Origin of the sequence: Streptomyces sp. NPDC088746 (assembly GCF_044751065.1) — a bacterium.
In the GTDB taxonomy this organism is placed as follows: domain Bacteria; phylum Actinomycetota; class Actinomycetes; order Streptomycetales; family Streptomycetaceae; genus Streptomyces.
The window spans coordinates 528,235-554,548 of record NZ_JBIVLA010000004.1 but is presented as its reverse complement, the minus strand read 5'-3'; the positions used below and the strand labels follow the sequence as shown (position 1 = coordinate 554,548).

At 70.8% G+C, this 26,314-nt stretch carries 22 protein-coding genes and 1 pseudogene; 9 read left to right on the top strand and 14 right to left on the bottom strand.

The genetic code is table 11. From position 1 onward, the window contains the following. Window positions 1-4 precede the first annotated feature (4 nt). A complete protein-coding gene (locus tag ACIP63_RS21415; protein WP_401517764.1) occupies window positions 5-1,003 on the top strand; it encodes an amidohydrolase family protein in 999 nt (332 codons plus the stop codon). Between the two features lie 5 nt (window positions 1,004-1,008). Then, window positions 1,009-1,590: an NADPH-dependent FMN reductase gene (locus tag ACIP63_RS21410; RefSeq protein ID WP_401518293.1), complete on the top strand. Its 582-nt coding sequence runs from the start codon at window positions 1,009-1,011 to the stop codon at window positions 1,588-1,590. A gap of 170 nt (window positions 1,591-1,760) precedes the next feature. Here the strand turns inward: ACIP63_RS21410 and ACIP63_RS21405 are convergent, their stop codons facing one another. After that, window positions 1,761-2,666: a LysR family transcriptional regulator gene (locus ACIP63_RS21405; RefSeq protein ID WP_401517763.1), complete on the bottom strand. Its 906-nt coding sequence runs from the start codon at window positions 2,664-2,666 to the stop codon at window positions 1,761-1,763. 245 nt (window positions 2,667-2,911) lie between these two features. Between ACIP63_RS21405 and ACIP63_RS21400 the strand changes: the two genes are divergently transcribed. From ACIP63_RS21400 to ACIP63_RS21385, 4 genes are read left to right on the top strand one after another with little or no spacing between them, the layout of a single operon-like run. Beyond that, window positions 2,912-3,763, top strand: coding sequence for an extradiol ring-cleavage dioxygenase (locus ACIP63_RS21400; RefSeq protein ID WP_401517760.1), 852 nt, complete (start codon window positions 2,912-2,914; stop codon window positions 3,761-3,763). Beyond that, the gene (locus tag ACIP63_RS21395; protein WP_401517757.1) at window positions 3,763-4,050 is read left to right on the top strand and encodes a hypothetical protein; all 288 of its coding nucleotides are present in this window, start codon (window positions 3,763-3,765) and stop codon (window positions 4,048-4,050) included. Before ACIP63_RS21400 ends, ACIP63_RS21395 begins: the two co-directional genes overlap by 1 nt. Window positions 4,051-4,075: 25 nt before the next feature. After that, complete coding sequence (locus ACIP63_RS21390) at window positions 4,076-5,113, top strand: fumarylacetoacetate hydrolase family protein (RefSeq protein WP_401517755.1); 1,038 nt, start codon at window positions 4,076-4,078, stop codon at window positions 5,111-5,113. Continuing rightward, window positions 5,110-6,243, top strand: coding sequence for an FAD-dependent oxidoreductase (locus tag ACIP63_RS21385; RefSeq protein ID WP_401517752.1), 1,134 nt, complete (start codon window positions 5,110-5,112; stop codon window positions 6,241-6,243). Before ACIP63_RS21390 ends, ACIP63_RS21385 begins: the two co-directional genes overlap by 4 nt. Window positions 6,244-6,527: 284 nt before the next feature. On the opposite strand, the gene ACIP63_RS21380 is transcribed toward ACIP63_RS21385, so the two are convergent. The 10 genes from ACIP63_RS21380 to ACIP63_RS21335 all read right to left on the bottom strand — a co-directional run bounded on the left by ACIP63_RS21380 (window position 6,528) and on the right by ACIP63_RS21335 (window position 19,018). Beyond that, on the bottom strand, window positions 6,528-7,397 hold the full coding sequence (locus ACIP63_RS21380) for a ketose-bisphosphate aldolase (protein WP_401517749.1): 870 nt from the start codon (window positions 7,395-7,397) through the stop codon (window positions 6,528-6,530). Window positions 7,398-7,462: 65 nt separating this feature from the next. Next, window positions 7,463-8,389, bottom strand: coding sequence for a 1-phosphofructokinase family hexose kinase (locus ACIP63_RS21375; RefSeq protein WP_401517746.1), 927 nt, complete (start codon window positions 8,387-8,389; stop codon window positions 7,463-7,465). Window positions 8,390-8,440: 51 nt separating this feature from the next. Continuing rightward, the gene (locus tag ACIP63_RS21370; protein ID WP_401517743.1) at window positions 8,441-9,322 is read right to left on the bottom strand and encodes an SIS domain-containing protein; all 882 of its coding nucleotides are present in this window, start codon (window positions 9,320-9,322) and stop codon (window positions 8,441-8,443) included. A 113-nt stretch (window positions 9,323-9,435) separates the two neighbouring features. Further along, window positions 9,436-12,342 carry a polysaccharide lyase family 8 super-sandwich domain-containing protein gene (locus tag ACIP63_RS21365; protein WP_401517741.1) on the bottom strand — a complete coding sequence of 969 codons (2,907 nt, stop codon included), beginning with the start codon at window positions 12,340-12,342 and terminating at the stop codon, window positions 9,436-9,438. Between the two features lie 92 nt (window positions 12,343-12,434). After that, window positions 12,435-13,496, bottom strand: coding sequence for an ROK family protein (locus tag ACIP63_RS21360; protein ID WP_401517738.1), 1,062 nt, complete (start codon window positions 13,494-13,496; stop codon window positions 12,435-12,437). After that, the gene (locus ACIP63_RS21355; RefSeq protein WP_401517735.1) at window positions 13,483-14,562 is read right to left on the bottom strand and encodes a Gfo/Idh/MocA family protein; all 1,080 of its coding nucleotides are present in this window, start codon (window positions 14,560-14,562) and stop codon (window positions 13,483-13,485) included. The genes ACIP63_RS21360 and ACIP63_RS21355 overlap by 14 nt, the downstream gene beginning before the upstream one ends. Beyond that, window positions 14,559-15,755 carry a GntR family transcriptional regulator gene (locus tag ACIP63_RS21350; protein ID WP_401517733.1) on the bottom strand — a complete coding sequence of 399 codons (1,197 nt, stop codon included), beginning with the start codon at window positions 15,753-15,755 and terminating at the stop codon, window positions 14,559-14,561. Before ACIP63_RS21350 ends, ACIP63_RS21355 begins: the two co-directional genes overlap by 4 nt. Window positions 15,756-15,786: 31 nt before the next feature. Next, window positions 15,787-16,659, bottom strand: coding sequence for a carbohydrate ABC transporter permease (locus tag ACIP63_RS21345; protein ID WP_401517732.1), 873 nt, complete (start codon window positions 16,657-16,659; stop codon window positions 15,787-15,789). A gap of 44 nt (window positions 16,660-16,703) precedes the next feature. Then, window positions 16,704-17,675, bottom strand: coding sequence for a carbohydrate ABC transporter permease (locus ACIP63_RS21340; protein ID WP_401517729.1), 972 nt, complete (start codon window positions 17,673-17,675; stop codon window positions 16,704-16,706). Then, on the bottom strand, window positions 17,672-19,018 hold the full coding sequence (locus ACIP63_RS21335; protein WP_401517726.1) for an ABC transporter substrate-binding protein: 1,347 nt from the start codon (window positions 19,016-19,018) through the stop codon (window positions 17,672-17,674). The genes ACIP63_RS21340 and ACIP63_RS21335 overlap by 4 nt, the downstream gene beginning before the upstream one ends. Before the next feature lie 286 nt (window positions 19,019-19,304). Between ACIP63_RS21335 and ACIP63_RS21330 the strand changes: the two genes are divergently transcribed. Then, on the top strand, window positions 19,305-20,741 hold the full coding sequence (locus tag ACIP63_RS21330; protein ID WP_401517724.1) for a sulfatase-like hydrolase/transferase: 1,437 nt from the start codon (window positions 19,305-19,307) through the stop codon (window positions 20,739-20,741). Window positions 20,742-20,886: 145 nt separating this feature from the next. Here the strand turns inward: ACIP63_RS21330 and ACIP63_RS21325 are convergent, their stop codons facing one another. Further along, the gene (locus tag ACIP63_RS21325) at window positions 20,887-21,642 is read right to left on the bottom strand and encodes an SDR family NAD(P)-dependent oxidoreductase (RefSeq protein ID WP_401517721.1); all 756 of its coding nucleotides are present in this window, start codon (window positions 21,640-21,642) and stop codon (window positions 20,887-20,889) included. Window positions 21,643-21,701: 59 nt separating this feature from the next. Then, complete coding sequence (locus tag ACIP63_RS21320) at window positions 21,702-22,169, bottom strand: MarR family winged helix-turn-helix transcriptional regulator (RefSeq protein ID WP_401517718.1); 468 nt, start codon at window positions 22,167-22,169, stop codon at window positions 21,702-21,704. 91 nt (window positions 22,170-22,260) lie between these two features. On the opposite strand from ACIP63_RS21320, the gene ACIP63_RS21315 reads away from it, so the two are divergent. Together ACIP63_RS21315 and ACIP63_RS21310 are read left to right on the top strand one after the other, a co-directional pair. Next, window positions 22,261-24,762 (top strand): FUSC family protein, encoded by a 2,502-nt coding sequence (locus ACIP63_RS21315; protein WP_401517715.1) that lies wholly within the window; start codon window positions 22,261-22,263, stop codon window positions 24,760-24,762. Window positions 24,763-24,832: 70 nt separating this feature from the next. After that, window positions 24,833-25,321, top strand: a pseudogene (locus tag ACIP63_RS21310) (alcohol dehydrogenase catalytic domain-containing protein); the annotation flags it as partial. A 112-nt stretch (window positions 25,322-25,433) separates the two neighbouring features. Here the strand turns inward: ACIP63_RS21310 and ACIP63_RS21305 are convergent. Next, on the bottom strand, window positions 25,434-26,240 hold the full coding sequence (locus ACIP63_RS21305; RefSeq protein WP_401517712.1) for an SDR family oxidoreductase: 807 nt from the start codon (window positions 26,238-26,240) through the stop codon (window positions 25,434-25,436). Window positions 26,241-26,314 lie beyond the last annotated feature (74 nt).

Here is a 26,314-nt window from a genome sequence, read left to right as displayed (position 1 = left end):
CCGCGTGCGCATCGACGTCCACGCCCATTACTGGCCCGCCTCCTACCTCGATCTTCTGGTCTCCCTGGGCCGGACCGATCTGGTGACCGCCGGCCGGCAGAGCGACGACTTCACCACCCGCCTCGCCGAGATGGACGAGGCGGAGGTCGACCTGCAGATCCTGTCGGCGGTCGGCCTGAACACCGAGGTCGCGGACCCGGAGGGAGCGACCGCGGCGGCCCGTCACATCAACGACGTCTACGCCGAGGTCATCGACAAGCACCCCGGCCGGTTCAACGCCTTCGGTTCGGTCCCGCTCCACCATGTCGACCGGGCCGTCGCCGAGACCGACCGCATCTTCGACGAGCTCGGCTTCGCCGGTGTGGCCCTGCCCTGCATCGTCGGCGGACGCCCCTTGGACCACCACGACCACGAACCCTTCTGGGCCCACCTCGCCGAACGCGACGCCGTCGTCTACGTCCACCCCGTCGGCTCCGACTCCGTCTGTCACCCCGGGCTCGACGCCTTCGGGCTCCAGTTCGCCCTCGGCAGCCCCACACAGGTCGCGCTGGCGCCCCTGCGCATCGCGCTGTCCGGACTCTCCACCCGGCACCCCGGTCTCCGCTTCGTCTTCGCCCTGTGCGGCGGCACTTTGCCCTACCTGTGGCACCGCTACGAACGCAACCTGCGGCGTGGCATCGAAATGAGTGCCACAGCCGCCGTCGGCGGCGGCTTCTTCGACTGGATCAAGAAGCTGCCGCTCGACCCCGACGACCCGATGGGCCTGCTGCGGAATTTCTGGTACGACACCTCGGTCCAGGACATCCCCGAGGCCCTGCGCCTGACCAGGAACACGGTCGGTGCCGACCGCCTGCTGCTCGGCAGCGACGCGATCTTCGCCTCGCTCACCGAGTCCGTCCGGATGATCAAGGAGTCACCCGACCTCACCGCAGCCGAGAAGGAAGCCGTCCTGGACCACAACGCCGCGCGCATGCTGGCTCTCACCACCTCCCAGGACGCGTGATCCACATGCTCATCATCGGGATCGGCGGAACCACCCGCCCCCATTCCTCCAGTGAACGGGCCATCGTCACCACGCTGCGTGCCGCCGCCGCACACGGAGCGGACACGAGGCACTTCGACGGCTCGTTCCTCGCCTCCCTGCCCCACTACCGGCCCGAGCACCCGGCACGCACCGAGGCCCAGCTCGGTTTCGTGGACACGGTCCGCCGGGCCGACGGCATCATCATCGGCACACCCGGTTACCACGGCGGAATCTCGGCCCTCGTCAAGAACGCCCTCGATCTCCTCGAAGACCTGCGGGACGACCCCCGCCCCTACTTCCAGGGCCGTCCTGTCGGATGCGTCGTCACGGCGGCCGGCTGGCAGGCCTGCGGAACCACCCTCACCTCGCTGCGCTCCGTCGTCCACGCCATGCGCGGTTGGCCCACCCCGCTCGGCGTCACCCTCAACACCGGCGGAACCCCGCTCTTCACCCCGGCCGGCGACTGCACCGACCGGGCGACCGCCGACCGCCTCACCGAGCTGGCGGACCAGGTTGCCGATTTCAGCGAACTGGTACGCCTGCGCCGCCGCGTACCGTCCGGATAGCCCTCGTGCGCACGCAGAGGTTCCCTGACCGCACCCGCCGGAAGGCATCCGTCTCGACTGCCTTCCGGCGCCGTGGTCCGCCGCCCGGTCGCCTCGAACCGGCACCGCACCCCCACGGCGCACCACCACCCCTCGGCCTTCAGCCGAGGCGCACCACCACCCCTCGGCCTTCAGCCGAGGCGTTCCGCCGCCGCTCCGACGAGGGCGCGCAGCCACTGGTGGCCGGCGTCGGCCGTATGGGTCGGATGCCACCACATCGCGAGGTTCAGCGATGCCAGCGGTACGGGGCAGGGAAGTACCCGGAAATTCTCCGTCAGGTCGAGCCCCGCCGTCAGGCGGCGCTGGATGAGCGTGACGCGGTTCGTCCCCGCGATCAGCGCCGGGAGAGTGCTGTAGCTCTCCGTGACGAGTTGGACGTCCGGCTCGATCCCGTGCATGCGCAGCTCACGGATCGCGGTGGTGAAGGCCGTGGGGCGATGAAAGACGGACACCCATGGAAGCGCGCCCAGGTCGTCCCGGGTCAGTTCGTCGCCCACGACCTGATTGTCGGCCGAGATCAGGCATGCCCACTCGTCCTGGAGAAGGTCCTCGTAGGGGAGCGAAGCCAGGAAACCGTGCGGCAGCAGGAAGGCGTCGATTCGGCCGAGGGCCTCCGAGGCCGAATCGACCGCCTCGGCGGTCACCTGCCGGAGGTGGAGCCGCACTCGGGGAGCCTGAGCGGCGAGCAGCCGTGACAGTGGACCGCCGAGTACCGCGATGGAGTAGTCGGACAGCATCAACGTGAACGCGCGCTCGGACGTGGCTGCGTCGAAGTCGGGCTGAAGCGAGAAGACATGGTCTGCGGAGCCGACGGCGCGCGCGGCACGCTCCAACAACCGAGCAGCCAGCGGAGTCCGCTCGTAACCGTTTCCCGACCGGACGAGGAGGTCGTCGGCGAAGTGCCGGCGGAGCTTGGCGAGCGCGGCGCTCGCCGCGGGCTGGCTCACCCGCAGGCGCTCGGCCGCGCGCGTCACACTGCGCTCCTCCAGCAGCGCCTGGAGAGCCCGCAGCAGGTTGTAGTCGACTTCGCGCGGCACGCCGCCCCCATTATCCAAGTTGGTGATATCGGCTATAAGCAGCATCATCTTCCCTGATATTCCGTCGACCGCCACAGTGGAGTCGGCGCAAGAAGGACCGGCCACGCGTGCCGTCCGTGCGCCGACCGAGGCGAAGTACCGCTCTTCGGGGCACCGACGACAGGAGCAGGCCGCGATGTCCGGACAACTCAGCTCGGCCCCGGCAACCGGAAGCGGGTGACGAGGTGGCCCGGTTGGTGGAAGTCATGTGTGTGCCGCACGACCCGACGATCCCCGCCGCGCTGCGGTCGGGAGCCGAACTTCCGGTCGCGGCGGCCGCGACACGCGACGCCTTCGAGTATCTGAGGGGCCGACTGGACGCGGCTCGGCCCGACGTCATCGTCATGGTGGCCGGGGACCACCTGAACCAGTGGTTCATGCACCAGATGCCCCAGTTCCTGATCGGGAAGGCGCCGCGGGCCCAGGGGCCGTTCGCGCACGAGCGGGAACTGTTCGGACTGGAGCCGTACGACACGCGGATCGACGGGGCGCTCGCCCGGCACCTCCTCGACCGAGGGCTGGACGGGCACTTCGACCTCGCCTACTCCAACGAGTTCACGCTCGATCACGGCTTCGTCGTCCCGCTCGGTCTGCTCCGTCCCGAACAGGACGTGCCCGTGGTGCCGGTGTTCACCAATGTCATGGCCCCACCGGTGGCGCCCGGCAGCCGCTTCTTCCAGCTCGGACAGGCCGTGCGTGAGCTCATCGAGTCGTTCGACGAGGACAGCAGGGTCGCCGTCGTCACCAGCGGACACATGTCGAACGCCATCGGAGGGCCCCGGATGGCGGACTTCGTGCGCCAGCCTCTCAGTCCGTGGGACACGGCCACGTGGGAGACCCTGCACACCGGCGACATCGCGGAACTCGTCGCCGGTGCCACCTTCGAACGACTGAGCAAGGAGGGCAACGGTACGCCGGGATTCCTGGACTACGTCTTCGCGCTCGGCCTCGTCGGCGACGCGCGTGCCACCTGGTCCCAGCTGGTCTCCGGCCCCACCCAGCCTCCCGCCGGCTTCCTCCGCTGGAGCGAGAACGACCTCATGGCGAAGGCGGACTGATGTCCCGGTACGAGACCGACAAAGTCCTGTGGAACGTCTACTGCGACCCTGGCGCCGCCGCCGCGTTCACCGCCGACCCTGCGGGCTTTCTCGCGGGCCGCGACCTTCTCGAAGGCGAACGGGACGCGCTCGTCACCCGGGACGTACGGGCTCTCATCGTCGCCGGAGCACACCCCTTCCTCGTCTACAACTTCGCCCTGCGCCTGGCGGGCGGCTTCAGCATGCCTTTCGTCATGGACTACGTGGCGAAACTTCGAGGCCTCACCACCGGGGACTACACCACCTGACCCCCCCGGGCCGAAGGAGACATCCGTGAACCACCCGTATCCGCAGCCTCACCCCAGGACCGGTCTTCTGCCCGGCACATTCGGAATCGGTACCTTCGCCGATACCGCCCTGGTCTTCCCCGCTCTTGTGCTCCCCGACGGCTCGGTCATCGACATCTCCGCCAGATTCTCGGACACCCACGCGGTGTTCGACGACTGGGAGCGAGCCTTCGGCGAGCTGACGCGACTCGCCTCCGGCGAGGAGCCCACCCACCGGATCGAGGACATCCGGGCCTTGCCGCCGCTGGCCCGTCCCAACCTGCTCTGTGCCGGAGCCAATTACAAACAGCACGTAGCCGAGATGCTCACCAAGAACGCCTTCAACCAGCACAACCGGTTCCCGGGTGAGAGCGACGAGGACTTCTACCGGCGCAACTACGCGATGATGGAGAAGCGGGCGGACGACGGCACACCCTTCCTCTGGACCGGTCTCCACTCCTCGCTGGCGGGAGCGGACGACGACATCGTGCTGCCGGGTGTCGGCGTACAGCACGACTGGGAGCTGGAGATCGGCGTCGTCCTCTCCGGGGGCGCGCGCAACGCCACGCCCTCGGCGGCCGCCGGCCTGATCGCCGGCTACCTGATGGTCAACGACCTCGGCACGGTCGACCTGTTCCGCCGCACCGACATCCCGTGGGGCTACGACTGGATCGCCAAGCACCAGCCGGGCTTCAAGCCCGCCGGCCCCTTCATCGTCCCCGCGCCGTTCGTCGACGTCGACCAGGTCCGCATCCGGCTGCGGCTCAACGACGAGGTGATGCAGGACTGGCCCGCCAACGACATGGTCTTCGACTTCCCCCGGCTGGTCGCGTACGCCAGCGAACGCGTGCGGCTGATGCCGGGAGACATCCTCATCGCCGGCTCCCCGCCCGGGAACGGTATGCACCACGGTCGTTTCCTGACCGACGGCGACATCATCGACAGCGAGATCACCGGGCTGGGCCGCCAGCGCAACCGCTGCCGGAACGAGCACGCCGACCGCGAGCCCGTCTACGGCGCATGGAAGAACGAGGTCCACGCATGAACGTCCGCCCTGCGGTCGACGACATCCTCATCATCGGTGGCGGGATCGCGGGACTCGCCGCGGCCGTCGCCCTGCGTGCCGCCGGCGCCGCGGTCGACGTCGTCGAACGCGATGACCGGCCCGAAGGGGCATCCATCGGCCTCACCGGCCGCGCCGTCGACGGCCTGGACGAACTCGGACTGCTGGAGGACTGCGCGGCCCGCGGCAACGTTCTGCACGGCACCGTCTTCGACCACATGTACGACGCCGAGGGCACCCCGCTGCCCGTCCCGCCCATGCCCCCGCCGCCGGGCGGGAACGGCAGGCCCGGCGCGGTCGTCATCCACCGCGCGGAACTCGCCGACATCCTGCGCACCCACGCGCTCCGCGCGGGAGCCCGGCTGCGTACCCGGACGACCGTCACCACGCTGGAACGGCACCCGACCCATGTGAACGTCACTTTCACCGACGGTTCCGAGGGCGTGTACGGGTTGGTGGTGGGTGCCGACGGCGTCGGATCCTGGACCCGAGGACAGATCCATGAGGACCTCGAACCCCAGTACACGGGCCACATGAGTCTGCGATGGCTGGTACCCGACGTGAGTGACAGCCGCCCCGGCTTCTACCACGGCCCCCAGGGCACGGTGATCTTCGGTCTCCTGCCGCCACGGACCGTCTACGTCTCCACCGGTTGCGACCACCCCCGCACCCACGTCGGGGACGAGGAGGCGCGTGAGATGCTGCGCGCCCGACTGGCGCAGTACAGCGCTCCCTTCGTCCGGGAGATCGCCGAACGGCTCACGGATGACGCCATCGTGCTGGCCCGCCCCTACGAGTGGATCCTCGTGCCGCAGCCCTGGCACCGCGGGCGGGTGACCTTGATCGGCGACGCCGCCCACGCCACGACCGCCCACCTGTCGTCCGGCGGCGGCATGGCCCTGGAGGACGCCGCCGTTCTCGGCCAGGAGATCGCGCGCGCCGCCACCGTTGCCGAGGCGCTGGACCGGTTCGCGGCCCGGCGTGCCGACCGCGTCCGCAACGTGGTGGAGACCAGCGTGGAACTCATGCGTATGGAACGCGAACACGCGGGGCCACGCGCCATGGGCAAGGTCCGGGGGGAGGCTTTGGGTGCGCTGTCAGCGCCCTACTGACATGCTGCCCGGCACTGCGCCGAGGAAGGCGACTCGGACGCCCGGTGGCCTCCGGTGCGTGCGCCGAAGTGGACGCGCTCCCGGATGAAGCCGAGCAGGACGAACCGGACGGTCCCAGGCCTGCCTGGGCCCGGGCCCCTGGACCGGCGCCGCACCAGCACCAGTAGGCCGAAGTTCCGCGCGCCGTCCGTGGGGGCACGGGCGGTGAACGCGCTCGGTACGACCATCCTCACGGGACGCCAACTCGTACCGTCGGCCCCGGGATTCAGCGTGCGGGCCGTGCATCACACGGGCGTCGTGTCCGTTACGGGTGCCTGGTGGGCAGCCTTGAGAAGCCTCAGCAGCCGGGTCACCTCGACGGCCATCGCCTCCCGCCCGGCGCCCAGGTAGCGGCGGGGATCGACGGACAGCGGATGGGCCAGTATCCGGGAACGGACGGCCTCGGTGAAGGTCGCGTTCAGGTGCGTCGAAATGTTGATCTTCGTCATGCCCTCGGCCACCGCACGGGCGAGATCCGGGTCGCTCACACCGGAGGAGCCGTGCAGCACCAGCGGAACTGGCACGGCGGCGCGCAGGGCGGAGATCAGTGCGAAGTCCAGGGCGGCGTCCCGTACCACCATGGCGTGCGAGCTGCCGACGGCCACGGCGAGCCCGTCGACTCCGGTGGCATCGACGAACGCGGCGGCCTCGGCCGGGTCGGTGCGGACGCCGGGCGTGTGCACCCCCTCCTTGCCGCCCACTTCGCCCAGCTCGGCCTCGACCCAGACCGATGCTCGATGGCAGTACCGCACCAGGCCGGCGGTGGCCGAGACGTTCTCCTCGTACGGCAGGGTGGAGGCGTCGTACATCACCGACGGCACCCCGAGGGTGACGGCTTCCCGGATCAGCTCCGGCGAGGTCGCGTGGTCCAGGTGCACGCAGACGGGCACCGACGCCGCGTCGGCGGCGGCGAGCGCCGCGACGGCCAGGGGCCGCAGTGCTCCGTGGTAGCGGGCGGTGTTCTCACTGATCTGCAGGACGACCGGTGCGGCTGCGGCCTCGGCGCCGGCGATGATGGCGGTGATGTGCTCGATCTGGATGACGTTGAAGGCTCCCAGGCCGCGGCCGGAGTCGGCGGCGGCCCGGGCGAGTACACCGGTTCCCACGAGGGGCATGAGTCGTTCCTGTCTTTCGGAAAGGGAGAGGGCAGAGGTGGGCGCGGGTTCGGATGCCCTCTGGATCAGGGGCGGGTGAGCAGAGGCTCGGTCTGGACCAGTCCGAGCAGCTCGTGGTGGGTCGCGGAGTCGAAGTCACCCGCCAGAGGGGCCCTCACGGCGGCGGCGGAGACGGCGACCGCCTGCCGCAGCCTTTCCGGCCACGGAGTGCCCTCGGCGATACCCGCGCTCAGGGCGGCGATCGCGGCGTCCCCGGCGCCGGTGGGGTTGCCCGGTATCCGCCGCGGGGGGACGGCTCGCCAGTCGCCTTCGGTGGTGAGGGCAATCATGCCGTCGGCTCCGAGCGAGACGACCACGGCCCGCGCGCCGGCTCGCAGCAGGTGCCGGGCACCCGCCACGGCGTCGTCGGTGCCGAGGGTCTCCCGCAGTTCGTCCCGGTTCGGCTTGACCAGGGCGGGGCCGGCCCCCAGAGCCTTCAGCAACGGTGCGCCGACGGTGTCCAGGACCGCGGGCACGTCACGCTCCGCCGCCAGGGCGACCAGTTCGGCGTAGGCGCCTTCGTGCAGTCCTGGGGGCAGGCTGCCGGAGAGGACCACCACACGGGACTCGGTGAGCAGGCGACGGCAGACGTCCTTGAAAGCCGTCCACTCGGCGGTGGTGACGAACGGTCCCGGCTCCAGGAAGACACTCGTGTCGCCGGATGCCCGGTCCACCACGGTCACGGTCTGCCGGGTGTCTCCGGCGATCCCGACCAGCTCCTCGCGCAATCCGGCATCCGCCAGCTCGCGCCGTACCATGTCCCCTGGTGCTCCCCCCACGAGTCCGGTGACGGTGGCCTGATGACCGAGCGCCATCAGGACGCGAGCGACGTTGAGACCCTTGCCGCCCGCCCGGCGGTGCACGTCGGTGACCCGGTGGCTGGTTCCGGCGGTGACGCGGTCCATGGTGTAGGTCACGTCGACGGCCGTGTTGAGCGTGATGGTGGTGATCATGGGAGGGCTTCCTTCACTCCGGTCGGCGCGGGCGTGCGAGTGGTGATCCGCTCAGGCCAGGACGACCGATCGGGTCAGGTTGCGCGGCCGGTCCGGGTCCAGGCCCCGCCGCGTGGCGACGGCGACGGCCAGCCGGTGGACACGCACCAGATCGGCCAAAGGGTCCAGGCCGGAGCGCACCAGGGTGGCGCCTGTGCGGGCGACGTCCTCGGCGAGCCCGTCCGGAAGGGCGCCGAGCGCCCACACCACACGGCCCGGGGCGGCGATGCTGACGGGGCCGTGGCGGTACTCCATCGCCGGGTAGCTCTCGGTCCACGCTCCGGCGGCCTCACGCATCTTGAGCGCCGCTTCGTCGGCGAGCCCGCACGTCCATCCGCTGCCGAGGAAGGTGAACTGCTCGGCTGCCACCACCGCGCTGTCGAGAGGGCCGGCCAAGGCGCTCCGGGCGTCCTCCACGACCGGTGCGAGATCCTCACCGAGGTGGGCTCGCAGCAGGGCGAGAGCTGTCGTGGCGAACCGGGTCTGCACCACCGAGCGCTCGTCGGCGAACGGGAGTGCCAGGACGTGGTCGGCGGTCTGGACGACGGGCGTGGTGGCGTCCGCCGTGATCACGCTGGTGACGGTGGTGCCGCGCATCCGCCCCAGCAGATCGAGGACCTCGGTGGTGGTGCCCGACCGGGTCAGCGCCAGCACCCGGTCGTAGCGGCGGCCGGCGGGGAACTGCGAGGCGGCAAAGGCGTCGGTACGGCCCTGTCCGGAGCCTTCGCGCAGGGCGGCGTACGACTGGGCCATGAACCACGAGGTGCCGCAGCCGACGACGGCGACCTCCTCCCCGGGGGCCGGGAGCGCGGCCTTGCCGGCACCGGCCGCCACGGCCGTGACCTGCGACCAGCACGAGGGCTGGTCGGCGATTTCTTCCTGGGTGAACGACATCCTTTTTCCTCTGTTCGCGGGTTCTCGAAGGGGCGGCGGCCGGGTGTTGTCCCCGACGGCCGGGTACGGGGTGGTGGGCGCGGCACGAACCGCTCCCCGGTGGGGCGATGGCCTCACGTTCCGGCGAGGTCCAGGTGGAGAACCGGTGGATGCACCGTGTTCTCCCGGGAGTTGAGGACGACCGCGAGCCCCGGGGCGGCCTCGGCCACGGCCAGGCCGGCAGGCCGCCGAGCCCGGGCCTGGGCGGCGACGTGGCGGGTCACGTCGAAGGTGAGCGTGGACTTCGTCGTGGAGGCGGAGGCGGAGGACAGGGCGGTGCCGAGTGCGGGTCTCGTGTTCCAGGTCAGGCCGGACTCGCTCCATGAGGGGTCGTCCACCGCGTACGCGCTGAGGGTGGCGCTGGTGCCGCCGCTGTCGGAGACGAAGCCGTGCACCGAGAGCGCGGCGGCGGTGACCGTGCCGAAGACGCAGGTGGTGTCGAAGGCCAGATACGCCTGCCTGGTGAAACCGCTGCCGTTGGCGTTCTTGACGACGAGGGTGGTGTCCGTGCCGTGGTTCGTGTCGGCGTAGGAGCCGTCGCGGACGTACCCGTCGACCGTGGGCGTGAGGGTCGCGGAGGTCACCTCGAACGTGGCCTCGCGGGTGGCTCCGGCCGCACCGGAGACGTCGACCGTGAGGGTGATGGTGGGCGAGGACTGGGTGACCGTGATGCCGGGGTCCGCGCTGACCAGGGTGCCGCCCAGGACCAGCCGCACGGTGACGGTGGAGGCGGCCCGGCTGGGATCGGAGACGCCGATGACCAGTCGGCCGCCCTTCTGCCGCATGATGACGGAGCACGGTGCGCTGACGGTGATCCCGCCGGCCGACCCGGCGCTGAAGAAGTTCGCGGCGGTCAGACCGAGAGAGCTGTCGCGGACGGCCTGGACGGAGACGCTGTTGGCCGGCACGGTGACGGTGGGCGAGGCGGCGCGGGCCGCTGTCCGGGCGGCGCTGAATCCGGGCAGCAGGACGTAGGCGTAGGACCCGGCCGACGGGGCGGTGCCGTGCGACAGGCACAGGGAGGCGTACCGCCGGGTGATGGTGTCGGTGGTGCCGCCCGTGTTGATGTCGTTCCAGGATCCCGTGCGGGCCGTGCGGGCGGCCTGGACGGTGGCTCCGCCGGGGAACAGGTAACCGCCGACGTCCTTCAGGTGTGCCCAGCCGGAGATGTCGAGGGTGTCCGACCAGCCCGTAGCGGCCGGCTGCGCGGTGCCGTCGACGGTGAGGGTGTTGGCGCCGTCGGGACCCAGGTTGCGGTTCTCCACGACCGTGACGACCTCGGCTCCGCTGCCGCCGGTGATGCCCGCGCCCAGGCAGACCACGGAGTCTCCCAGGCAGAACCAGGACTTCTTGGCGGTGAGTGTCGAGCCGTACTGGCGGAAATCCATTCCGAGGCTGCCGTACCTTCCGGCCAGGCTCGCCCCGCCCGCCCAGGTCGCGGCCGGCCGCGTGCCGGTTCCGGCGGAGTCGGCGAGTGCCAGGGTGTCCACGGTGGTGCCCGGCAGACGGTAGGGGTCCACGGTGGGCCAGTAGCCGTCGGTGTAGTGGCCGAGGTCGTTGGCGAGGTAGAGGTATCCCATGCCGTCGCCGGTGTGCCAGCCGTGCAGGTTCTCTCCGTTCATCGCCTCGTAGCGGGCGATGCGTGCGGAGGACATGGCGAGGGCGAACGCCCAGCCGTCACCGCGGTGCACGGCCCGGTCCATGGACGGGAACTGGACGTGCCCGACGGGTTCGGCGGCCGGGGTGAGCGAGGAGTCGTCGAGCACCGGGCGTGCCAGCGCGATGCCAGGGATCCCCGCGGTTCCGGTGAAAGGGGCGTATGCGTCGCCACGGGTGATCCAGCCCTTGGCGAGGCGTCTGAACCGGGTGGCCTGGACCGTGGTCGGGGCGGAGTTCGCGGCGCGCAGTACGGCCTGGGTGATGAGGTTTCCGTCGTAGAAGTCGGTCTCGGCGTGGCGGCTGACGGCCCGGCCTCGGACGGCGTCCATGCACAGGCCGTTCCATACCCAGGGGGCGAAGGCGCTGTCGACGGAGTCGTGGATGTGCGCGGCGGCCGGGTCGGTGATGTCCCAGTCGGAGCTGTCCAGGAGCTGGAAGAGCAGGGTGAGACCGCGCAGCAGGACCATGCCGTAGGTGCCGGTGTAGGGGATGTCGGTGTGCTGGACGAAGGAGCCGTCGGTGTACAGGCCGTCGCCCGTGGTGACGTAGGGATAGGTGTCGGACAGCGCGGCGACCGCTGTCGTCAGGCGCTCGCTGCTCCTGCCGAGGATGCCGCGTACGGCGACCACCTGGCACAGGTCGACCCGGTTGGCGCCGGTCGAGAGGGTGCGGGCGGAGCCGTACCTGTTGAGGGTGGGGTCGGGGACGAAGTGGTCGATCGCCGCCGTGTAGTCGGCCAGTTGGGCGGTGGTCAGCAGCGGGTAGACGTGTGTGGCCGCGTTGGTCAGGGAGATCGGCGTGCCGATCTCCCACTCCCACCAGTTGCCCGCCTCCGTCGCGCCGGCGTTGTAGACCTGCGTGTGGAGGAAGTCCAGACCTGCCACGACGGCGGCGCCGAGCGCGCTGTTGGCGTACAGGCCGCGGCCGCTGCCGTCGGTGGCCACCGTGCCCGGGGTGGCGTAGGCGGTGGCCATGACGGCCAGTTGTTTGTAACTGGCCGTCATGCAGGCCGGGACGGACAGGGGCAGGCCGGGCCAGAGGGAGTTCGCCGAGGCGTTTGCGGAGAGGGAGTTCCACAGGCCGGTGGCGTTCGTGGACAGGGTGGACAGGGCGCTGGCGTACCCCGTGTCGGACGGGTCGATGGAGCCGCCCGTCAAGATGTCCGCCCAGGTGGCGCGGAGGGCGTCGTAGGAATCTTCGGCCGCGGCCGCCGGGGTGGCGCCGGAGAACAGCTGGGCGCCACCGGCGAGCGGGGCGAGCGTCAGCGCTGCGGCGGTCAGGAATCCGCGACGGCCGAGCCGTCCGGGGGTGAGCTCGTGCACAGGAGTCTCCTCGAGTGTGCGGTGCGATGACTGAGGTGATCGGACAGCGGGCGGAGTTCGGTGCGGGGGCGGAGCAGGTGCGGGAGGCGGCTCTACGACGGGGACAGGGGCAGCCGCACGGGGCCTGGCGTATTCCGTTTCGGTGGCGCGGAGAGGGCGTCCAGGGCAAGCAGAGCGGCTCCCCGGCAGCCGGCCTCGGCGCCCAGCTCCGCCGCCACCAGGTCCGGGACCGCGTGGAAGCGGAGTCGGCCGACCAGCGCGGCGCGTACCGGTCCGAGCAGGGCGGCGCCCGAGCGGGCCAGACCGCCGCCCAGCACGACGAGGCCGGGATCGCACAGGACCGTGTACGCGGCCAGACCCTCGGCGAGGGCCTCGACAGCGTCCTGCCAGACACGGCGGGCCAGTGGATCCCCGGCGGCTGCCAGCCGCGCGACCTCCTCGGCGGAGGTGGGCGCGGCGGAGGTGGGCGCGGCGGCCCTCCCCGCCGTCGTCCGGCGTGCCGCCCGGGTGTAGCGGCGGGCCACGGCCGAGGCGGAAGCCAGGGTTTCCAGGCAGCCCCGGTTCCCGCAGCCGCATGCCGGGCCGCCGCGCCGTACGGTCAGGTGGCCCAGTTCTCCGGCGCCGCCGCCGCTGCCGCCGTGCGCGAGGCCGTCGCGGACGTGGGCCGCGGCGATCCCGGTGCCGAGCGCGACAAAGAGGAACTCGTCCCGCTCACGCGCCGCCCCCAGTCGTCCCTCGGCCACCGCGCCGGCCCTGACGTCGTGCCCGAGCACCAAGGGCAGACCCAGGCGCTCCGCCAGCAGATCGCGCAGCGGGAGGTCCCGCCAGCCCAGATTGGCGGAGTACACCGCCCGCCCCGCCGTCTCGGCGACGATCCCGGGGACCGCGACACCGACGGCGAGCGGCTGCGTCCCGAACGCCTCGACGGCGTCGGCGGCGAGGGCCTCGACGGTCTGCGCCACCCGGTCCACGACCGCCTCCGGCCCGTGCTCACGGCGGGTGGCCCGGCGCACGCGCCGGATCACACCGCCGTCGTGCGCCACGAGGGCGGCCTTGATGTCGGTGCCCCCGAGATCGACCGCCACGACGTGCCCGTGCGGCACCACGCCGGCGCTCTCGCGGCGCTCTTCCGAGCGGGCCTCACCGCCCGCCACGGCCTCCCCTCGGGGCCGTGCGATGTCCGGTGACAGCCGGTTCCGCACCGAGGACGATCCGCTGACCGCTGCCGAAGGACTCGTACACGCCCTCGATGACCTCGATGACCTGCCGCCCGTGCTCGGCCGGCACGGCCGGGGGCCGTTCGCCACGTACTGCGGCGGCGAACGCGGCGAGCTCCGCGTGGAAAGCCCTCGGTACGTCGTCCGCGCTCTCCTCGGCGAGCACGACCGGGGTGCCGAATCCGCCGGGCTGCCCGGATTCCTCCGGGCCGTCGTCCGCGTACAGCTCGGCTCCCGTTCCGCGGGCCACCCGGATCGCGCCCCGCTCGCCGATCAGGACGAGTTCGTCGCGGGTCGGCAGCCCGGTGCTGGTCACTCCGATGTGACCGGTCAGGCCTCCTTCCAGCTCCAGACGTGCCAGCACGTCGGTCTCCACACCCACGTCCAGGCGGTGGCCGGCGGTGGCGGTGACCGCGACCGCTCGGCGGCCGGTGAGCCACAGCAGCCGGTCGACGCAGTGCGCGCCGATGTTCATGAAGACCCCGCCGCCGGAGACGGCCGGATCGAAGAACCAGGACGGGCGGCTGCCCGGACGGTAGTCCGTGCTGCGCCAGTCGGAGACCACGAGCAGAGGACCGATGGCGCCGGCGTCGAGCGCGGCCTTGGCGGCGGCCATCGGCGGCAGGAAGTGCTGGATGTGTCCCACGAACAGCACCACGTCGGCGTACCGGCAGGCGCGCTCCATGATCGCGCAGTCCTCGGCGTTGGTGGCCATGGGCTTTTCCACCAGCACGTGGAGCCCGGCCGCCGCGCAGTCCGTGACGATGTCGGTGTGCAGCGCGTGGGGCGTGTTGACCACCACCGCGTCGACCGCACCGGACGCGATCAGCTTCCGGTGGTCGGTGTGGACGTCGGCTCCCAGGGGCTCGGCGAGCGCTCGCGCGGTTTCCGCGACGAGGTCGCACACGGCGGTCACCCGCACGCCCGAGGTCGCCGTGGCGGCCTCGGCGTGCAGGGCTCCGACGGCGCCGGCGCCGATCAGGCCGAGCCGGATCTCACTCACGAATCTGTCTCCCGTTTCATCAGGGTGTTTCTGGTGGGAACCCGTCGAGGTGTCTCGGGCGCGGGTCCATCAGGGTTATCGGGTCGGGGGATGCGCTGCCCGCAGGACCGCCGGACGGTGATGCCGGGGCGCAGCAGGACGCGACGGCGCGGCAGGGAGGGGTCGTCGAGCCGGCGCAGCAGGGTCTCCGCGGCCGTGATGCCCAGCAGGTGCTTGGGCGGCGCGACCGCGGTGAGGGAGATGTCCGCGAGGTCGGCGATCTCGTCGTCGTAGGCGACCAGGGCCAGGTCCCCGGGCACGGTCAGCCCGGCCCGGCGTGCGGCGCCGGCCAGCATCGCGGCCTGACGGTCGCCGAAGCACACCACCGCGCTGATGCCCGCGGCGCGCAGACCGGCCAGACACCGGTCCGCCGTCGCCGGGCTCCATTCCTCCCGGCTGGCACGGAACTCCGTGGTGACACAGCCCAGTTCGGCGGTCGCCTGCCGGAATCCCTCGGCCACGGGCGCGGAGGTGGGACTGGGGTCGCGCAGGGCGAGGCCGATGGCCTGGTGGCCGAGCGCGGCCAGATGCCTCACGGCGTCGTAGGCGCCGGCCTCGTGATGGGTGCAGACGCATTCGTTGGTGTCGCCCAGGGAGGTGCCGCGGCGCTCGACCAGGACGGTCGGCACCGGTAGCGCGGCGAGGCGGGCGAGGTAGGGCTCGGCCGGTTCCGGGCCGATGAGCGTGGGCACCACGAGCAGGCCGTCCACACCCGCCTCCAACATGTCCTGGATGTCTTTCGACTCGCGCTCCTGGTCATAGCCGGAACAGGCCAGCAGCAGTCTCGCACCGGCGGCGGAGAGGGCCTCCTCGATGCCCTGGAGGACTCGCGGGTAGTAGAAGGCGGTGTCGGGGACGACCACCCCGACCAGCGCGCGGCCGGTGCCGGGCGCGTCGGGAGGCAGCACGAAGGTTCCCGAGCCCTGACGGCGTACGACCAGTCCTTCGGCGACCAGTTCGTCGACGGCACGCCGTACGGTGCTCACCGACGTGCCGCTGCTCATGGACAGTTGTTTCTCCGTCGGAAGGCGGCTGTCCACGGGCCAGGTGCCCTGCCGTATCGACTGCCGCAGCTCGTGCGCGAGCTGGCGGAACTTCAGGTCCCTGGTGCCTTCCGGGGTGTCGCCCCCGGGCGGATACACGTGCTCTGCCATGTGTCTTCCTCTGACTCTGCCTGGACTGCCGTCATTTGACGGAACCGACCGTCATGCCCTCGATGATGCGACGGCCCAGCCATACGTAGCAGGCGAGGACGGGAAGGATGACCATGGCCACCCCGGCGAACAGGCCGCCCCAGTCGGCACCGTTGTACTGCATCTGCTGGAGGAAGCCGAGGAGGGCGAGGGAGAGCGTCTGGTGCTCGGTGGTCTGGATGAAGACGAGGGAGAAGACGGTCTCTCCCCAGTGCTGGATGACGTTGAGGATCAGTACGGTGACCAGGCCGCCCCGGGCCAGCGGCAGCATCACCTGCACGAAGGTGCGCAGCGGGGAGGCACCGTCCAGGGACGCGGCCTCCTCCAGTTCGACGGGCAGCGTGGCGAAGAAGCCGGTCAGGAAGAACACGGCGAACGGCAGTGAGGTCGCCACATAGACGACGATCAGACCGAACAGGCTGTCCACGAGCAGGAGTTTGTTCATCACCACGAACAGCGGCAGCATGACGACCTGGGCCGGGATGCCGAGTCCGAGTACGAAGAACAGGGTGAAGCCGCCGTTGAAGCGGGTGGTGATGCGGCTGAGCACGTAGGCGGCGGGCGCGGCGAGGACCACGGTGCCGAGCGCGGTACCGCCCACCACGATCACCGTGTTGAGGAACGCCCCTCCGAACTGGCCGCTGGTCCATGCCCGCGCGTAGTTGTCCCATTGCAGGGTGGCCGGGAGCTGCCAGGGATCGGTGAAGATCTCGTTCGCGGTCTTCAGCGACGAGAGCAGGACCCAGAGTCCGGCCAGGACGTTGAAGCCGACGACGATCCAGACCAGGGGGACTCCGAGGAGGCGGGTGGTGGTGAGCCGGCCGCTCAGGCGAGCGAGGCGACCGGGCGGCATGGTGACGGCCATGACACAGGCCTTTCGGGGGTGTGGTGGTGTGGTGGGCGCAACGGTCAGAACTGCACGGTGTCGCGGCGCATGATCCGCCGGATGAGCACCACCAGGACGCCGACGAGGGCCAGCATGACCACGGCGCTCGCGGCGGCGGAGCCGTAGCGGGGCACCCCTCCGGAGGCGAAGGCCTCGCCGTAGGTGTAGATGGCGGTGTTCCATACCCCCGTGTCGGGCATCTGCCCGGCGGCACCCGCGAAGGCGTAGATGAACTCGAAGACCTTCACGGCGCTGATCGTCCACAGCACCGCGCACACCCCGGCCACCTCCCAGATCAGCGGCAGCGTCACATGGCGGAACTTCTGGAACGCGTTCGCGCCGGCGAGGTCGCAGTCCTCGTACAGCTCGGGCGGGATCTGGTCCACGGCGGCCATCAGGATGGTGGTGTAGAAGCCGGTGGACGTCCACACCAGGCCGATCATGATGACCCGGAACAGGTTCTCCTGGCCCAGCCAGTTGGGCGGCTGGGACATGCCCAGCATCGAGGCGAGCGAATCGGCGAGCCCGTCGTGCTGGAACAGGAAGCCCCACAGGATCGCCAGCGCGAGGGTGGGAACGATGTTGGGGAAGAAGAGGATGGACCGGGCGGCCTTGCGGCCCCTCATCTCGCGCAGCACCATCGTCAGCCCGAAGGAAACGGCGAAGGTCAGACCGCCCACCCCGAAGATGATCCACAGGGTGTTGGCGAACGACTGGCGGAACGTCGGGTCCTCGAACAGACGCTGGTAGTTGTCCAGTCCGACGAACGACATGGGACCGGCCCCGGCCCACTTGTTGAGGCTCAGCCAGAACGTGAACAGGGACGGGCCGGCGAAGAACACCAGGTACACCAGGACGGCCGGCAGGAGCAGCGGCCAGAACAGGCGCCGCCGCCGTGCCAGGAGCGGGCTGGGCTTGCCCCGGGGCCCCTCGGTGGCCGGTGCGGCCTCCCGCCGGCGGGCCACCGGCGGGTCGGCGAGTTCGGTGGTGCTCATGAGGCCGACTTCCAGTAGGCGGCGGAGTCGGACTTCAGCTTTCCGGCGAAGGCCTTGGCGCCGAGGTGGCCGGTGATGAACTTGGCGTTGAGCGGCAGGAAGACCTTGGTGTACCACTCGGCCTCGGTCTCCTTGACCCCGTCGAGCGTCTTCACGACCTTTCCGGAGGCGACCGCCTTCTGGGCGTCGGCCAGATCCTTCGGGGCCGTGATGTCGGAGCGCGGGGTGAGGTTCGAGGCCTTGGTGGAGATGCCGGCCAGTTGCTTCTTGGCGAGGAAGTAGGCGATGAACCGCTCGGCGGCGGAGGCGTTCTTCGCCTTCTTGGGGATCGAGAAGCCGATGAGCGATATGTCCTGGCTGGTGTCCCCGCCCTCGTCGAACGCGGGGAAGGGGAAGGACCGGTAGGTGAGGCCGGGAGACGCGAACTCGGCGGTCTCGCTGGGAGCGAAGGTGCCCAGGAGCAGGAAGTCCGACTTGCCCTGCGCCCACTTCTGCTGCACGGCGGGCCACTTGGAACCGTCGTACCCCTGCGTGAAGTCGTCGGCGGACACCAGTTTCTCGATCCGGCGCAGCGCGTCGACGAACCCCTCCGCCTCGAACGCGGCGCCGCTCTTGTCCCTGGCCGCCTTCGCGAAGGCGCCCGGCCCGAGTTCGCGCAGGACGGCGTAGTACGTCCAGTAGGCCGCGTAGTCGGGGATGTCACCGTCCAGCGCCAGCGGGCCGTCGCCTCCGTGGGCCTTCTTGCGCTCGGCGAGCAGCTCGGTGAAGTCGGCCCAGGTCGTGGGAGGGTTCTCCGCGACGTCCGGCAGGGCGTTGCCGTCGTACCAGATCTGCGTGGTCAGCACCTCGTAGGGGATCTGCCACAGCGCGCCGTCGGTGGTGTTCAGATCACGGTAGCTCTCCGGTATGACGCTTCCGACGGTGTTGCCGCTCTCGCCGGGGATGGGGCTGTCCAGCACGGATGTGAGATCCAGGGCCTGTCCGGTGGCCTGGAGCTGCGCGTAGGCGAACCGGTCCGAGGAGTCGACGAGGTCGGCGGGAACGTTCGCGGTGTTCAGGGTGGGCGCCAGCTGCTGGATCACCTGGCGGCCCTTCCACTGGACGTCGACCTTGATACCGGTGTCCGCGGTGAACTGTTCGATCGCGGTGCTCAGCACCTCGGCCTGCGGCTCGTCCTGCTTCCACATCGACCAGTACGTGAGCGACTTGCCGTCCGCGCTGCCTGATCCGGTGCCGGGAGAGCAGGCGGCGGTGGAGAGAACGAGTGTGGTCGCCAGTGCGGTGGTGAGAACCGTGCGGCGGGAGAGGCGAGAAGGACTGGCGGGTTGTCTGGTGCTGCGCATGGGGCACTCCTCGGAGACTGCGACTTGGGGCGAGCCGCGCGGTTGCCACATGTTTTCCAGTCATTCATTCACTGGTCAATCGCCTCTTGAGCATATGAATAGGGAATGACTCTCGCGTGGAGTCGTCAACAGGGGGGAAATGCCGCGCCCCGTGCAGCCCTTCCCGGAATTCATGGTGCATTCATTGCGTGGCGGCCGGTTGACCGGGGAGGGGGCGCGCTCGCAGGATCAGAGGCGCCCGAGGTGAACGGGCCCGACCCCCGGTCCGTCGCTCCAGGAGGTTTCCGTGGCAAGCCGCGACCCCAGACGCCCCAACGTCCTGCTCATTCTCTCCGACGACCAGGGACCCTGGGCCATGGGCTGCGCGGGCAACCATGAGATCCGCACCCCGCACCTGGACGCGCTCGCCGCCCGGGGGATCCGCTTCAGCCGCTTCTTCTGCACCTCGCCGGTCTGCTCACCGGCCCGCGCCTCCCTGTTCACCGGCCTGCTGCCCTCCCAGCACGGTGTCCACGACTGGCTCTCGTACCACCACGCCGGCCGCACGGGCATCGACTTCCTCGCCGACCGGCTCCTGTTCACCGACCTGCTCGCCGATGCCGGCTACCGCTCGGGCCTGAGCGGCAAGTGGCACCTGGGCGCCAACGACCGGCCCCGGAAGGGCTTCGTGCACTGGTACGCTCACGAGAGCGGCGGCGGCCCGTACCACGGGGCGCCCATGTACCGCGACGAGGTCCGCGCCGAGGAACCCGGCTACCTCACCGACGCCCTCGCCGACGACGCCGAGCGCTTCCTCGCCGCCGAGGCCGAACGGCCCGAACCCTTCCACCTGTCCCTGCACTTCACCGCCCCGCACAAGCCGTGGAAGGGGCAGCACCCCCGTGCCTTCACAGACCTGTACGAGGACTGCGCGTTCGAGACCTGTCCGCAGGGACCCCCACACCCGTGGCAGCCGCTCGACGAGGACGGGACCCCGGTCGGGGGCGAGAGCGACATCCGCCAGGCCCTGATCGGCTACTTCGCCGCGACGACCGCCATGGACGCCGCCGTCGGCCGCGTCCTGGACCGGCTCGACACGCTGGGGCTCACCGGATCCACCCTTACCGTCTTCACCAGCGACAACGGCTTCAACGCCGGCCACCACGGCATCTGGGGCAAGGGCAACGGCACCTTTCCGCAGAACATGTACGACAGCTCGGTCGTCGTGCCGTGCCTGATCTCCCAGCCCGGCCGCATCCCCGAAGGACGCCACTGCGACGCGCTGCTGTCCCAGTACGACTTCCTGCCCACCCTCGTCGACCACCTCGGCCTCGACCACACTCCCGCCCCGGGCCTCCCCGGCCGCTCCTTCACCGACCTCCTCGGTGACAGCCCCGTACCGGACGGCGACGCGCCGGACCGTGAACGGGTGGTCGTGTACGACGAGTACGGCCCGGTCCGCATGATCCGCACCCGCGACTGGAAGTACGTCCACCGCTACCCCTACGGCCCGCACGAACTGTACGAGCTGGCCACGGATCCCGGCGAGGAGCACAACCTGGTCGACAAACCGAGGCACGGGGCCGTCCGCACGCAACTTGCCGCACGTCTGGACGCCTGGTTCGCCGAGTACGTCGACCCGGCCCTCGACGGAGCCCGCCTGCCCGTCACCGGCTCCGGCCAGCGCACACCCATCACCCCTGGTTCGCTCCCCACGGCCTTCGAACCCCTGCCTGGCGGCTGAGCGAGGGATTGTCGTACAGGGGTGGCTACCGTGCGCGGCGTGACGAGGCGGCACCCGTCCGAGCGCCGTCACCGGCCCCGGCCCGCCCGGGTTTCCACAGCCCTGTTGACGTACTTCCTGGCGCGGAGCCCCGCTGTCGGCGTGGTCAGCGGACCATGCCGAGCCCCCCGTTGACGGCGATGATCTGGCCGGTGATGAAGCGGGCTCCGTCACTGGCGAGGAAGACCATGACCGGGGCGAAGTCGCGCTCGGGGTCGCCGAGTCGGCCGCCGAGGGGGATGCTGGAGTAGATGTTTCCGCGTTCCTGGGCGCCATTGGCGGTCATCGGGGTCTGAACGGCGGGCACCACCGAGTTGGCCCGGATGCCCTCGGGTCCCCATTCGCCGGCGATGGTCCGCGTCCAGGCCATGACGCCTCCCTTGGAAGCCGCGTAGGCGCCCAGCCCCGGCATGGCCGTCAGGCCGGCGTCGGAGCCGAAGTTGAGCACAACGCCCGATCCCGCCTCGCGCATCGTCCGGTAAGCCGCCTGGTTGGTCAAAATCGTGCCGCGCAGGTTGATCCCGAGGACGAAATCCAGGTCCTCATCGGTGAACTCCGCGGCAGGACGGGCACGCTGCACGCCCGCGATGTTGACCAGCACGTCGAGACCGCCCAGATCGACGACCGCGGCGGAGAAGGCCGCGTCGACCTCGGCGCGGTCGGTGACGTTCGCATGGTGGTACGTCACCTTCCCCGGCCCTTGCAGCGTGGCCTCCTCCGCGACCCGTCGGCCCAGGTCGTCCTTGACGTCCACCGCGGCGACCTCGGCGCCTTCGGCGGCGTAGGCCCGTACCGTCGAGGCGCCCATCCCCTGTGCGGCGCCGGTCACGATGATCTTCTTGCCTGCGAGTTGCATGGTCATATCCAATTCCCTTTTGCTTGTTGCGTATCGGACCGATGCCGTCGGTGATCCCGGCGGGCTCACGGTGACAGGTACCGGTCGGTGATGGCCTGGTTGTAGCGGGCGAACATCCCGGCGATCGCGTGGCGGTCGTCCTCGGACCAATCGGCCAGCATCTCCGCGGTGCCGGTACGGCGTCGTCGGCGGACCGCCTCCATCGCGTCCCGCCCCTCAGCGGTCGGTGTCACGACGGTGCGGCGGCGGTCGTCGGGATCGGTCGTACGGGTGGCGAATCCCGCCTTCGCCATGGCCGCCACTTGGCGGGCGGCCGTCGACGCGTCCAGTCCGAGCTCGGCCGCCAGGGTCGCGATGTCCGTGGGGCCGAGCACGTCGAGCGCGCGCAGCAAGAGGTACCCGGCCCGGTCGACCTCCAGGTAGAAGTCCGCGCGCCGCCGGATCAGCTCCAGATTGCGTACCAGCATCGCGGTCTGGAACTCGACCACATCCATCGGATCCCAGCCCGCCTGGTCGATTCGTTCACTGATCACGGTGTTCCCTCGCGGCTTCGACATCCTGGCATTTACAGGTATCGTACATCTAAATACAGGTATGATGCATCTATTGGGAGGAGCGCTCGCGGTGAGTTCCACGAACGCGACGTCGGGTGCTGCGGCCGGGTGGGCCGCGCGTCTCGCCGGACGGCTGGCGGCCATGGACCCGGGCCTCGCCCGGTGGCGTGTGGCCTGGGCGGCCACGGTGAGCATGGGCGTCGCGCTCGCGGTCGAGTTCGCGTACGTGCGCCTGGCCTTCCCCGGGCGGAGCGCGCAGACGGCCATGCTGCTCGGTGCGGTCGCCGCGATGCAGGGGTCCGCCCTGGTCCTGCAGAGGTCTGCGGCGGCACGGTTGCGTTTCGGGCTGACACAGCCGGTGGCGGCCGGTGCGGGCCTTTCGGCGGGGGTTCTCGCACATGCCGCGTTCGGCAGCGGCTGGCAGCTCGACTGCGCTCTGGTGGTGGCGACCTTCCCGGCGGTGGCCGTCCGCCGGTTCGGGCCGGCATTCAGCGTGCTGGGACTGATGGGATGGGCCGGGTTCTACATCGCCACCATCTTCGCGCCACCGCTGTCGGACCTGCCGTTCCTGCTGTCGGCGGAAGCGGTCTCCGGGGTGTGCGCCGGTGTACTGGCGCTGGTGCTCTTCCGGCACCGGCCTCGTGCGTCGTTGCGCCATGTGCTGCGTGCCTGGCACGCACAGGCCGCGGCGGTGTTCCGCCGCGCCGAGCGGCTGTTGGACGAACCGGGTGCGCGCCGACGCGACGGGCTGGCGTCACGGCACGGGCGTCTGGCCCACACCGCGCTCGTCGTCGAGGGGTGGCTCGCCGATCCGGGGGCCGACGCGAACGAATCGGCCGTTCTGGCCCGCCACCGTTTGATCGGCAGCCAGTCGGCCATCGACACCATCGTGGCCTCGGTGCTGTCTCTGACCGTCGCAGGCAGGAAAGCGTCCCCCGACGACCCCGGCGTCCGCGCCGCGGCGGAGATGCTGCGCCGCCTCGCACAGTCGGATCACCGCGGAGCCCGGCGCGGTGCACTGCGGCTCCTGGGCCTGCTGTCGCAGCACCCGGACACACACGAAGACACCTGTGGTGACCTGCGGAGACTGTCGACGGCGGTCATCGCGTTGGCCGATGCGGAAGCCGCGCGAGCCGATGGAACAGGGGCCCTGCGGGAAGCGGCCGAGGCCGCCCGGTTCACGCCGGTGGTGGCCGTGGCCGCGAGTGGCGCGCTGCCCGGAGCCGCCGGGCCGGCGGCCGCGATCCGGCCACGCGGAGCCGTCCTGCCGGGCTGCCTCGGCCGGAAGCCGCTGAGCCTGCCCATGCGGCAGGCCGTGCAGACCACGGTCGCCATGGCCCTCACGGTCCCGCTCGGCAGGCTCGTTTCCCCGGCGCAGAGCTACTGGTCGCTGATTGCCGTGTTCATCGTGTTCCTGGGCCCGGCGACCCGGGAGGAACTCGCGGTCAAGGGCCGGGACCGGGTCGTGGGCACGCTGGCCGGTGTCGTCGCGGCGGTACCCGTCAACCACCTGATCCACGGCGATACGGCGGCAGTGATCGTCGTGGCTCTGGTCAGTTGCCTGCTGGGGCACTTTCTGGTGAACCTCTCCTACTCGTACATGGCCTTCTTCATCACCGTCTGCGTGTTCCAGCTGTACGCGAACATGCACCAGTACGAGACAGGAATGCTGGTCACCCGCATCACCGAGACAGCACTGGGCGCCGCAGTCGCGATCGCCGTCGCCGCCCTGGTCCTGCCCGTCAGCGCCCGGGACACCGCGGACGTCGCACGCCGGAGGTATCTGCGGTCCGTCGGCCAGCTGCTCGACGACATCGAGACCTCGGTGGCGACCGGGGAGCGGCACGACGAGGCCCGGCTCGGGATGCGGTCGCGCATCGCGGACGAGCACGCCCGACAGCTCACCGCGGCGGCCCGGCCGCTGGCGCAGCTGTCGTGGACGCCGACGAACCGGGAGCGGATCCGTGCGGGGCTGGAGGGGCATGCCGCACTCGCCTCCCGGCTGCGCGGGCTGACGGTGTCCCTGTTCCAAGCACCGAATGCCTTTTCGCGGGAGGGCGCCGCAGTCCGTTACCTCGCGCACCTCGCGCACCTCGCGCACAGTCTCGCCGAGCCGCGTCCTGCTCGCGGTCCCGAGAACGCGCATCTGCTCAAGGGCGAGCCGAATCCCGTGACGCACCATCTCCACCAGATCGCCGAACTGCTCCACGCGGCGCTCCCGGCGGGTTCCCCGCTCCCCAGCCTTCCGGACCGTGATCCGCCTGACGGGGCAGTGCTGTCGGGATACGTACGGGCCCGCACCGGCGCACCCATCGACGGGGCGACGGTCATTGCCACGGACCCCGGCAGCGGGGCACTCGCGGCGCGCACCCGTGGGGGTACCGACGGCCTCTACCGCCTGCGCTCGCACACACCCGGCGTCCACATGATCACGGTGTCCGCCCCGGCGCACGAACCGCGCGCGACCTGGGTGCTGCTCGACCAAGAACGGCCCGGCACGGCCGACTTCGTCCTCGACCCGGCCGGCGACGACACGGGGCCCGGCCAGCACGTCGTCGACGATCCGCGATGACGCCGACCGCTCGCTCCCGGCGGGTCGGCCGTGTCGACGGCCGGCCGAACTTGGAAGCGGTGAGCCGAACATGGCCCGGTACGGTGTCTGTGGGGGACGAGATGATCTCCGTCGTGGACGCGTTGGTGGTCGCCGGACCCGTCCGGGAACAGACGCGACGGCCCGCGGCCCGCGATCCCATGCGGCGTCGTACTCGGTCTCACCCGCACGGCCACGAAGTCTCCTGGAGAGAAAGGCGTTTCTCATGCGTGCTGTCGTCTGCCGTACCTACGGCCCTCCGGACAGTCTCGCGGTCCAGGAGGTTTCCGCGCCGCGTCCCGCTCCGGGTGAGGCGGTCGTCGCGGTGCGGGCTGCGGCAGTGAACTTCCCCGATGTGCTGATGGCCGCAGACCGCTACCAAGTGACGATCCCCCTGCCCTTCGTGCCGGGCAGCGAACTGGCGGGAAGGGTTCTGGAGACCGGCCCTGACGCCGGGGAGTGGGAGCCGGGGGACCGCGTATGCGCGACGTCGCAGACCGGTGCGTTCGCTGAGCGGGCCGTGGTGCCTGTCGCCTCGCTCACCCGGATACCCGGCGGCATGTCCTACGCGCAGGCGGCGGCAGCCGGGGTCACCTACCGCACCGCCTACCACGCGCTGCGGTCGGTCGCGCGGGTGCGGCCGGGGCAGTGGGTCATGGTGCTCGGCGCCGCAGGCGGGGTCGGCTCCGCCGCGGTCGACCTGGCCCGCCACCTGGGGGCGCGAGTGGTGGCCGCGGCCTCGGGGCCTGCCCGGTCATCCACGAGGCCTGGTCTCCGGTGAGGAAGCGCAGCACGCCGATCAGGTCCTCGGGCGTCGCCTCGTGCTTGAGCGGGACAACCGCGGCCAGCTGGTCGAGCATGCCCTGGTCGACGGTGACGCGGGTGGCCTCCGTCATGATGACGCCGGGCGCGATAGCGTTGACGGTGATGCCGTGCTGGCCGAGTTCACCGGCGAAGCCCTGGGCGACCCCGATGAGGGCGAGCTTGCTGACGCCGTAGTGGCCACCGCCACCGAGGTAGGCGGCCGAGGAGGTCTGGTTGACGGCCCGGCCCCAGCCGGACTCGATGAGCTGAGGAGCGAAGGCCTGCGTCATGAGCAGCGCACCGTCCACGTTCACCGACATGACCTTGCGCCAGTACTCGATGTCGACCGTCAACTGGCTGTCGGAGCGCATCGAGTGGTAGATCGCCGCGTTGTTCACGAGGATGTTCGTCGCGCCGAATTCCTTGCGTACACGCTCGGCGAGGGCCAGCGTGCTCTCCTTGCTGCTGACGTCGACACTCGCTGCGACTGCCTTGCCCCCGGCCTCGTTGATCAGGGCGGCGGTCTCCTCGGCGGCCTCCCGGTTGAGGTCGGCGGCGACGACGGTGGCGTTGTCCTCGGCCAGCGCCTGCGCGTACGCGCGGCCTATGCCCTGCGCAGCTCCGGTGACGACGGCGATGTGACCGCTGTGGTCCATGAGGTTGCTCCCTTGCTGGTTCCGGCGGCGCCCTGAGGCGTCCTGCAGACTGCGGCGCTCCGCCTCGCAGAGCC